This is a genomic window from Sphingobacterium puteale (genome assembly GCF_003627955.1).
Lineage (GTDB): Bacteria > Bacteroidota > Bacteroidia > Sphingobacteriales > Sphingobacteriaceae > Sphingobacterium > Sphingobacterium puteale.
Window position 1 is genome coordinate 295,488 of the sequence record NZ_RBWS01000009.1, and the last position, 8,113, is coordinate 303,600.

Below are 8,113 nucleotides of genomic sequence, written 5' to 3' on the forward strand. Positions count from 1 at the left end.
ATGATTTTCTTTTTAGATATAGACGGTGTCATGGTACACGCCAATCCACATAGGTCGGTAGAGCAGGCAACCGATGGCTTTTATATATTCAGTAGTACAGCTGTTGAAACATTCAATACTATATTCATTGCAGAGGAAGATCAAATTATCCTTTCTAGCTCGCACCGTTTTAGATATACAATAGCAAAATGGAAAAAAATGTTTTTTGATAGAGATATTAGAATAGGTTCGCTTACGTTGTTGGATGATGTAAACCAACACTTAAATCATCGCTTTACACGGAAAGATCAGGTATTAAGTCAGATTGCGCGTCAAAATATCCTTCCAGAGCAAATGATCATTATAGATGATGATAAATCATTAAATGAATTACCACAAGCATTCAAATCAAGGTTAGTATTGACATCTTCTTATATCGGATTGAATGAAATGGATCTTCCCAAATTGAAGACCATACTCAATAGGTAATTTCCCATTAATAGTGGCATATTGATTATAAAGTCAATCGGATAAAATTGTAATCATTCATCCGGCTTTGGCATAGTGCCCTATATGCAGCAGGATTGCCCTTTAAGGAAAAATCAGTCCAGAGTGTACAGCCATGGAAACAAACGTGGTCGATCTCCAAAGATTCATTTTTCAACACATGGATATTTGAGTACTTGCTGCATCTTTGATTTTATATAGTGTTTTCGGATAGGCTCCTTTATAATATTCATGATTGAAATCATTGTATACAAATTCTTTATGCAGGTCGCTAACGATGTGGATTTTCATTGTAGATTAAGTTATTCAATTCAATGCCAGTCGTAATAACAAAAACGACATTGTTTTGCTGTTGGAGTTCTGGCTAGCTTCCCACAATTGGGACAGTAATTAAAAAATATTTCAGCAGCATGATCACGCATGATACGCGCTGCAGTATCTTCATTAAATTTCTCTAGACCATTATTCACTAAACTTAGTGCGTTTTCGTCTTCGGTTAGCCATCCGGCTTTAAAGTAAACTCTCTTTATTTTATCAATATCCTCATTTTGATCGATCTTTAAAAGTGAATGCGCATGTTTATAAGCAAGCTTTTCTTTTGGGGACATCAAATGAAGATAATAGTTTATGATGTAATCTTGTTTTTCTTTTTCCATAATTATAATGGCTAAGTTTTCTTCTTCCAATTTGAAAAAATACAATTGACAACTGTTACTAGGGCGGTTAACAACCAAATAATTAATGAGTAAAATAGCACACTTAATGATGCTCCACCCTGAAAATTAGCGGGGTCTATGTATAGAAAAGTATTAAGTATAAGGCTAATGGACACAATGAATATCAGTCGAACTTTTTCGCCTTTACCGCCTATTAAAATCCGATAGATAATATAGCAGAACAGCAGTATGTATAATGCATAGACAATTTTAAACTCGCGATCTATAGGAAACATAGTGGATATTATATAGTTTTTTGAAACATGTTCAAATATTGCCTACATATTCTGGTTCATTAGGCTTCATTCTTTTGGATCAAGTCGGCAATATAACGATTATAAGCATCCCCCATAGGCAGCTCCATATCGGTGGTCAATTGTCTCCGGCTAACTTCAACAGTTTCATTCGACAAAGGATTAACACCTGTTGATTTCACATTTTCCCAATATATTCCGATTCCTCTTTTTTGCCAGTTCGGGAGATCATTGAAATTTACACCATAGGTATGCAGCAGTTCGTTCTTCATTGAAACGCTAAGGCCTTCAATTCGTTTGGTGGCCTCGTTTTTATTATGACCGTTTTGCCTTAGATTCCAGTAACAATGTGCATTTAACGCATTACGGTGAGCATCTTCATTCCGCCATCTGAAATAATCCTCGACGAGTAGCGCATTTGGCAATTCAGATATCCGACAATCGAATGCAGCAACATCACCTAGCATAGATGAGAATTTCGCACTTGCTTCACCTGCCATGATAGAAATCAATTTTCTGGTTTTTCGTCCGAATGTATTCTCACGTAAATGAAATAGTAGAGAGATTTCATCGCTTTCCGTAAATCCATAAATAATATTAAACCCACAGCACATGAGGTACTTTACGGTTTCTACCATCATATCCCTAAACCGCTCGTCGAAAGGTGCTTGGAAATCATGTTTTTCCTTTGTCAGCTTCGTGAAGTTCCGACCATCTATTCGCGCGACCATATACATTTCAGGTAGGACCTGTCTGTCCTGATATGTCTCATAGATACGTAATTTTTTATCTAGATCATCAAATTTCATTTTGCCAGTCTTTAATAGTAAATATGCCTGCATCTAAGGAAACATAATATAATTTGTCAAAGCCTTCGTCAAGAGCAGGTATCTGTAACTTCTTATGCGTACCGCGAATGCCGATATCGGGAATTCTTTCTTTATTTATTCTCGTACTATTTCTTTCCAGCGAGGACTGAAGGCTAGAGCTAAAGTAGTATCCTATTATTTTGTATTTATGTGTTTTAGCGAGTTGAATATACTTTGCTCGATCTGCTTTCGTCGGATTTGTATTATCTATGACAAAGGCCTGTTGTGTTTCAAGACAAGTTTTTATAAACCGCTCTTCCTTATTACGCGTATTCAGGAGATCCATCGAAATCCGAACATGGCTATTAAAATGATTTTCTTTGTAAAAAGAACTTTTTCCGCTCGCTTGGATTCCACAATAAATAATCAATTCCATCAAATAAAAAATAAATTTCTTCCATTATGAAACATAAGTAATAGCCGTTTTTAGTGGTCATCTTTTAAATTTCTAATGAATGTGGCTAACAAGTTGATGAATTTACAAAAGAGGATTTAAATAGACAAAATATATAACCCAGTAATGATAATTATCATACCTTTTTGTACCTTGATAACACATGAATTTGAAACTCCAGATGAAGCCGTTAGAAGAAATTGACGTTTTTATTTTTGATACATTGACAGGTATTTTGTTTCTAATTTGCTGGATTGCGTATATTTGAGATTGATGCACAATAATATCAAGGCAGCGTGACTGTATTAGAAAAATATAAAACTGAACTCGACTTAGTCCGACAGAACCCAAAACTCTTGGACAATTATCGCTTTGACAAAGACGCCATAGATTCAAAACATTTTGACCGATTAAGACTAAATATTGCAATTTACAATGATCTTAAACAGACGGACTATGAAATTGTAAAGTATCTTTTCGCAGAAGAAAAGGAATGGCGAAAATATGGAAAAGACGGTGACATTGATAATTTATATTTCTGTGCCTTCATTCTGACACTTTTCAATTCTCCCGAAATCGTATGGTTGTTTCTTGAAGCTAAAAATATTGATTTTGACAGCGGAATTGGATTTGACGGAGAATATTTGGTTTCGGCAGGGATTAAAGAAACCTACCAATATTTAAAAACAGCGGACAACCCAAAGAAAACAGAACTGTTAAAGTATATTGGAGAAGCGGAAGAAAGTTGTATCTATTCGCAGGTAGACATTGACGATTGGAAAGAAATGAAGAAGTCCTATTTCAGATGTTACAAATCACCAATTCAGGACGAACTGTATTTTCTCTATTCGGCAAATGAAAGAGAACTATTTCTGACGAAACTACCTGAATGGATCAATCAAGAAAGAGCTTGGACTGATGAAGAACTAGGTTTATATAGGACCTACGCCAAATATGCAGACGACAAGGTTTCAGAGATTGAAGCTTATAAATTGACACTCAAAAAAAATGATAAAGATTTTCTAACCGACATTTACAATCGACAATTGGCAGAGTTATATGTTGAGACTGGTGAAAATAATAAAGCTCTTGAAATCCTTGAGAGCGTAATAAAAGGAACAGATAACCACAATATTATAAGAGATTGTATTGAACAACTTTGCAGAATAATTATTAGAACAAACAGCTCATCAGATGAGATAGCTAAGAATTCATATCATATTATAAAAGTTCAATGTAAAAAGTACAGAAATTTTTCACCAATGGTGGACGGTTTAATTCAGGACGTGACAGATATAATGAAAGAGGAAAAAATTACTGCCCATAACGGCAGCTTGCCAAAAGCGGCGCGGACGTGGTGGCAGAAACTTTTCGGCTCCTAATATTAGAATTATGAATAAGAGCGAAATAAATATAAGCAAGTTTTTAAGTTTGGTATTACGACACCAACCTGAAACAATCGGTATTCAACTTGACCAAAACGGTTGGACCGATGTAAATAACTTAATTGAAAAAGTAAACAACTACGGAATAAAGTTAGACAGAGAAACGCTTAGTCACATTGTAGCAACAAATTCTAAAAAGAGATTTGCATTTAATGATACACTTGATAGGATAAGAGCTAGCCAAGGACATTCAGTAGAAATTGAGTTAGGCTACACAAATCAAAAACCACCAGAAATTTTATACCACGGAACAAGTGAAAAATCCGTCCAATCCATTTTAAACACAGGACTTGAAAAACGAAATAGACAACATGTTCATTTAAGTAGCGACATTGAAACAGCAATGAAAGTTGGCCAAAGACACGGAAAACCATTTGTTTTCAAAGTGCTTGCAGAACAAATGTATAATGACAATTTTCGGTTTTTCATTTCAGACAATGGTGTTTGGCTGACAGAGGATGTGCCGATAAAATACTTGAAACAAAATGATGAATAAAAAATAAATCCTGCATAATTGGAAAAATACATAGGAATGATGCACTACTTACAAAATTGTCGTATAATCAAATCTCCAAATTTATTCGTTAAGCATAAATAATGTAGATTAGACTTGGGTATTAACCTTGGCCGATTGAAAGGATTAATATATGCTTACCTCCTGGAGTGACCTATGCACAATCTGAAGTGCAACATATCCTGAGCGAATTGCTCAAGCAACGTGCACAGGCAATTCAAGTTGATGCTATTATAGGGCTTAGTGTAGATATCGACCAAATCCCAAGAAAGGGAGTCAGATGTTTCTGCCTAGTATTAAGATTATAAATCTCCTAGGGCAATTGAATAATAAGCCGTGTTATTTAGAGAATCTATGAAGTTTAGTATAGCTATGAATAAGTTGACAGTTTTAGAATCAGAATTGCTTTCTGTTTTCGCACACAAATATCAGGCTTTAACTAGCCATATAGAAAAATTATATGTTGTAGAAAGGGAATGTACCGGCGTAGGGCAGTATATATTTTTCAAGTATTATGACGAAGAAGATATCCTCCCAATTTCAGAGGATATTTTGTCAGTCGACAAAATCATAATAACCGAAGGAATTGATCCAGGTATTGGATTTGTTGGAAATATAGCAGATTTTAAACTGCATAGTTTAGAACTGTTCGTTTACGGTTCCGATGAATGGGATTGTACTTTTCAAAATTTTACTTTAAAGGATTTAAAACAGTTATGATGAAAAAATCGTAACATAGATCAGCCGAGCCAGCTTTCATACATTGAGGTGCTCCATTAGATCTGAAAGGAACTAAGCCGGTTTTTAATAAGAATTGATAGAAATGGTAAACATATCAGAATATGCTGAAGCATTCGCAATACACTAATTTTGGAATGATTTAATGAGATATACTAAACAATAAAACTATGGCAACGATTGATAGAAACATAGCTCCAATAAAGCAAGAAGTTGAAAATTTTTTGAAACAGATCGATTTTAAGCTTCCAGCGGGATTTATTGAATTTTTTAAGGATTCAAATGGTGCAGATATTAGTTCAGATGAGAATTATATAGTTTTATGGGCTTTAACCGATATGATCCAACTTAATAGAGATTATAACGTTGACGAATATGCACCTGATTTTTTTATTTTTGGTTCCAATGGTGGTGGTACAGCTTATGCAGTTAAGAAAAGCACAAGTGATATTTATGAAATACCATTTATTGGAATGTCAAATGAAGAAGCTGTTTTTAAAAATAAAACCTTTTCAGAATTTGTTGAGGGGCTTACCTAATGTTTGGAAACAACTTAAAGTTTAGAGCATTATCATTATGAAAATGGAGCGAGGGATAACTAATCTGTATACAAGCCGAAGTACAATATCTATGGAAAGTATTAAAATTAAATATAAACAATTATTATTTTTATACGGCTATCTTCGTTTAATGGATCTTTCCCTTGATAGAAGTAGATGGGGATCTCTTAGTAGGCTCCGTTCCTATTTTGAAAATATTATTGCTCCTTTTCAAGTAGTGGAATATATACGTAAAATTCATAATCTTTGTGAAGCAGATTTATCAAAAAAAAATATAATTCTTAAAAGCAAAACAATAACTGAAAGATTGAGATCACTTGTTTTTAAAAACCCTAAATTAAAATATGACGAGTTATTGTATAGTTGTAAGCTTCTAACAGATTTTGAAAATATACTTTTAGCAGAGAATGAGGTCTACACCGTTGAGATGGAAAAATTAAGAATTGATATCGCTGTGTTTTATAGCGAGGTTTTGGGTAAACTAATTAGATACAGAGACCTAAAAAAGCTTATGAGAATTCAACATTTTCAGCAAAGTGAATATAATAAAACCATTGAATTGAGTAATTTTATTCCCAATGATTTCGAGAGCGTAAACCTATAATGTGCATATTCCGGTGATATTGACCCCTCAGATTTTGGTTATCTAGGGATTTTTACCAATAGCCTGACAATAATACCTTTTTTTCTTAGACTTTCTCCCTTAAGTTCTATTCGGTGAGAAGTATGTACAATCCGGTCCAATACAGTGTCCGCAATTGTATCCTCTCCAATCACATCATATCAGCTTGCCACCGGAAACTGACTGGCTATAATGGTCGATGACCTTGCATGTCTATCTTCAATAATTTCCATCAGATCCTGGTATAATATCTTTTGGCATTTTCCCTAAAATCTATTTTCTAATTTGGTGAATTGCGTATATTTGAGAGTTATCTGCAATTATTTTAAAAAAGCCGTGAATTTAACGCTATGCCTTCAATCCGAATTGGACAAAATAAATTCAAGCGTAAAGCTTATTAATTCGTATAATAATGTAAAAATAAATACTGAATTTTATGCGTTTGCAGAGAATAAAGATAGATTTGCGCATGTTTCAACTTCTTTGACTTCAAATGAATATTTTCTCCAAATTGAAGATAAAGAATTAGTAACTGCAACTCTAACAACAAATAAATTAAACGAAATTGCCGAAATTATTGATTTTTGGCTAAAAGAAAGTAGTTCCATCTTATCAATTCAAGATAAAGTAGAAATTGATTCATTTTATTATGATTTGTTAGTACTCACTGAAAAACAGATCCTGGAAAAGAGATGGTTTAACCTAATAGAGAGAATTGAAAACAAGGAAATCGAATTTAGTTTTGAGTTAATCAAAGAAATTAAAACGCATTTCTGGAAACTATATCCTTTCTTTAGTCACGATTTTTTATGGTTCAGTAATATTATTGGTGTCAAAAATCATAATTTCTATACACCAATAATTTCCTCTTTCAATGGTAATTTTGAAATAAGAAATGAAGTATATGGTAAGAATGTCTTATTTTCTAGTTCAGTAATGAATGAAATTATTCAGAAATTAGATGAGCTTGTAAAGTTTAATAATGAAATTTCTAAAAATCCGCTAAAATAAATGCAGATAACATGGACAATTTTAAATGCTAAAATTGTCCTAGAAGGGGATTATTAATTATAGCGAATAGCCAAGGGGTAATACGTATTTCAAATAGTTTATAGGAGGTTCTCGCAATAAATACCTAAATAATAAATTCGTTCCTCTCCTTTGAGGATTGGAGTTGCTAACTTAGTCGGCAGATCAAGTTAAGAACAATAAAATATCTTAATTTTGAAATAATGATTAAAGTCCGTAAAAAGTACGATCGCATTTTTAAAGAGCGAGCAGTTGAATTAAGTAAAAACAGGAAAAATCTTTCTGAGCTAGCTCGTGAGTTGGGAATCTCTGCTGCCCAATTATATAAGTGGCGTAAAGAGTCAGAAGAGTTTGGATCAGGAAGTTTCCCTGGGAATGGAAATATGAAGCAAACGCCAGAACAAGAGCGGATTAGTTTCTTGGAAAAAAAACTTAAAGACTCAGAACTGGAACTAGAAATACTAAAAAAGGCCATAGGCATCTTTT

Annotated in this window: 11 protein-coding genes and 1 pseudogene; 8 read left to right on the forward strand and 4 right to left on the reverse strand. The window is 33.6% G+C overall.

What is annotated here, in order from left to right:
* Window positions 1-468 carry an HAD domain-containing protein gene (locus D7322_RS13925; RefSeq protein WP_121124844.1) on the forward strand — a complete coding sequence of 156 codons (468 nt, stop codon included), beginning with the start codon at window positions 1-3 and terminating at the stop codon, window positions 466-468.
* A gap of 329 nt (window positions 469-797) precedes the next feature.
* Here D7322_RS13925 and D7322_RS13930 read toward each other — a convergent pair whose 3' ends face one another.
* The 3 genes from D7322_RS13930 to D7322_RS13945 form a co-directional block, all read right to left on the reverse strand.
* Complete coding sequence (locus tag D7322_RS13930) at window positions 798-1,142, reverse strand: hypothetical protein (RefSeq protein WP_121124846.1); 345 nt, start codon at window positions 1,140-1,142, stop codon at window positions 798-800.
* A gap of 355 nt (window positions 1,143-1,497) precedes the next feature.
* Complete coding sequence (locus D7322_RS13940; RefSeq protein WP_121124849.1) at window positions 1,498-2,265, reverse strand: tRNA(His) guanylyltransferase Thg1 family protein; 768 nt, start codon at window positions 2,263-2,265, stop codon at window positions 1,498-1,500.
* Entirely contained in the window at window positions 2,255-2,701 is a 447-nt protein-coding gene (locus D7322_RS13945; protein ID WP_121124851.1) for an AAA family ATPase, read from the reverse strand. The genes D7322_RS13940 and D7322_RS13945 overlap by 11 nt, the downstream gene beginning before the upstream one ends.
* Window positions 2,702-3,015: 314 nt before the next feature.
* On the opposite strand from D7322_RS13945, the gene D7322_RS13950 reads away from it, so the two are divergent.
* From D7322_RS13950 to D7322_RS13970, 5 genes are all read left to right on the forward strand, one after another.
* Window positions 3,016-4,101: a hypothetical protein gene (locus D7322_RS13950; RefSeq protein ID WP_121124853.1), complete on the forward strand. Its 1,086-nt coding sequence runs from the start codon at window positions 3,016-3,018 to the stop codon at window positions 4,099-4,101.
* 10 nt (window positions 4,102-4,111) lie between these two features.
* Window positions 4,112-4,660, forward strand: a complete 549-nt coding sequence (locus D7322_RS13955) for an RNA 2'-phosphotransferase (protein WP_121124855.1) — start codon at window positions 4,112-4,114, stop codon at window positions 4,658-4,660.
* Window positions 4,661-5,050: 390 nt separating this feature from the next.
* Window positions 5,051-5,398, forward strand: coding sequence for a hypothetical protein (locus D7322_RS13960; protein WP_121124857.1), 348 nt, complete (start codon window positions 5,051-5,053; stop codon window positions 5,396-5,398).
* Window positions 5,399-5,586: 188 nt separating this feature from the next.
* Window positions 5,587-5,955, forward strand: coding sequence for an SMI1/KNR4 family protein (locus tag D7322_RS13965; protein WP_121124859.1), 369 nt, complete (start codon window positions 5,587-5,589; stop codon window positions 5,953-5,955).
* Between the two features lie 91 nt (window positions 5,956-6,046).
* On the forward strand, window positions 6,047-6,580 hold the full coding sequence (locus D7322_RS13970; RefSeq protein ID WP_147430418.1) for a hypothetical protein: 534 nt from the start codon (window positions 6,047-6,049) through the stop codon (window positions 6,578-6,580).
* Window positions 6,581-6,618: 38 nt separating this feature from the next.
* On the opposite strand, the pseudogene D7322_RS29350 reads toward D7322_RS13970, so the two are convergent.
* A pseudogene (locus D7322_RS29350) lies at window positions 6,619-6,834 on the reverse strand (ATP-binding protein); the annotation flags it as partial.
* A 100-nt stretch (window positions 6,835-6,934) separates the two neighbouring features.
* Here D7322_RS29350 and D7322_RS13980 point away from each other — a divergent pair.
* The gene (locus tag D7322_RS13980) at window positions 6,935-7,609 is read left to right on the forward strand and encodes a hypothetical protein (protein ID WP_147430420.1); all 675 of its coding nucleotides are present in this window, start codon (window positions 6,935-6,937) and stop codon (window positions 7,607-7,609) included.
* Between the two features lie 221 nt (window positions 7,610-7,830).
* Window positions 7,831-8,113: transposase (locus tag D7322_RS13985; RefSeq protein WP_147430422.1), on the forward strand; the 283-nt coding region annotated here is incomplete at its 3' end.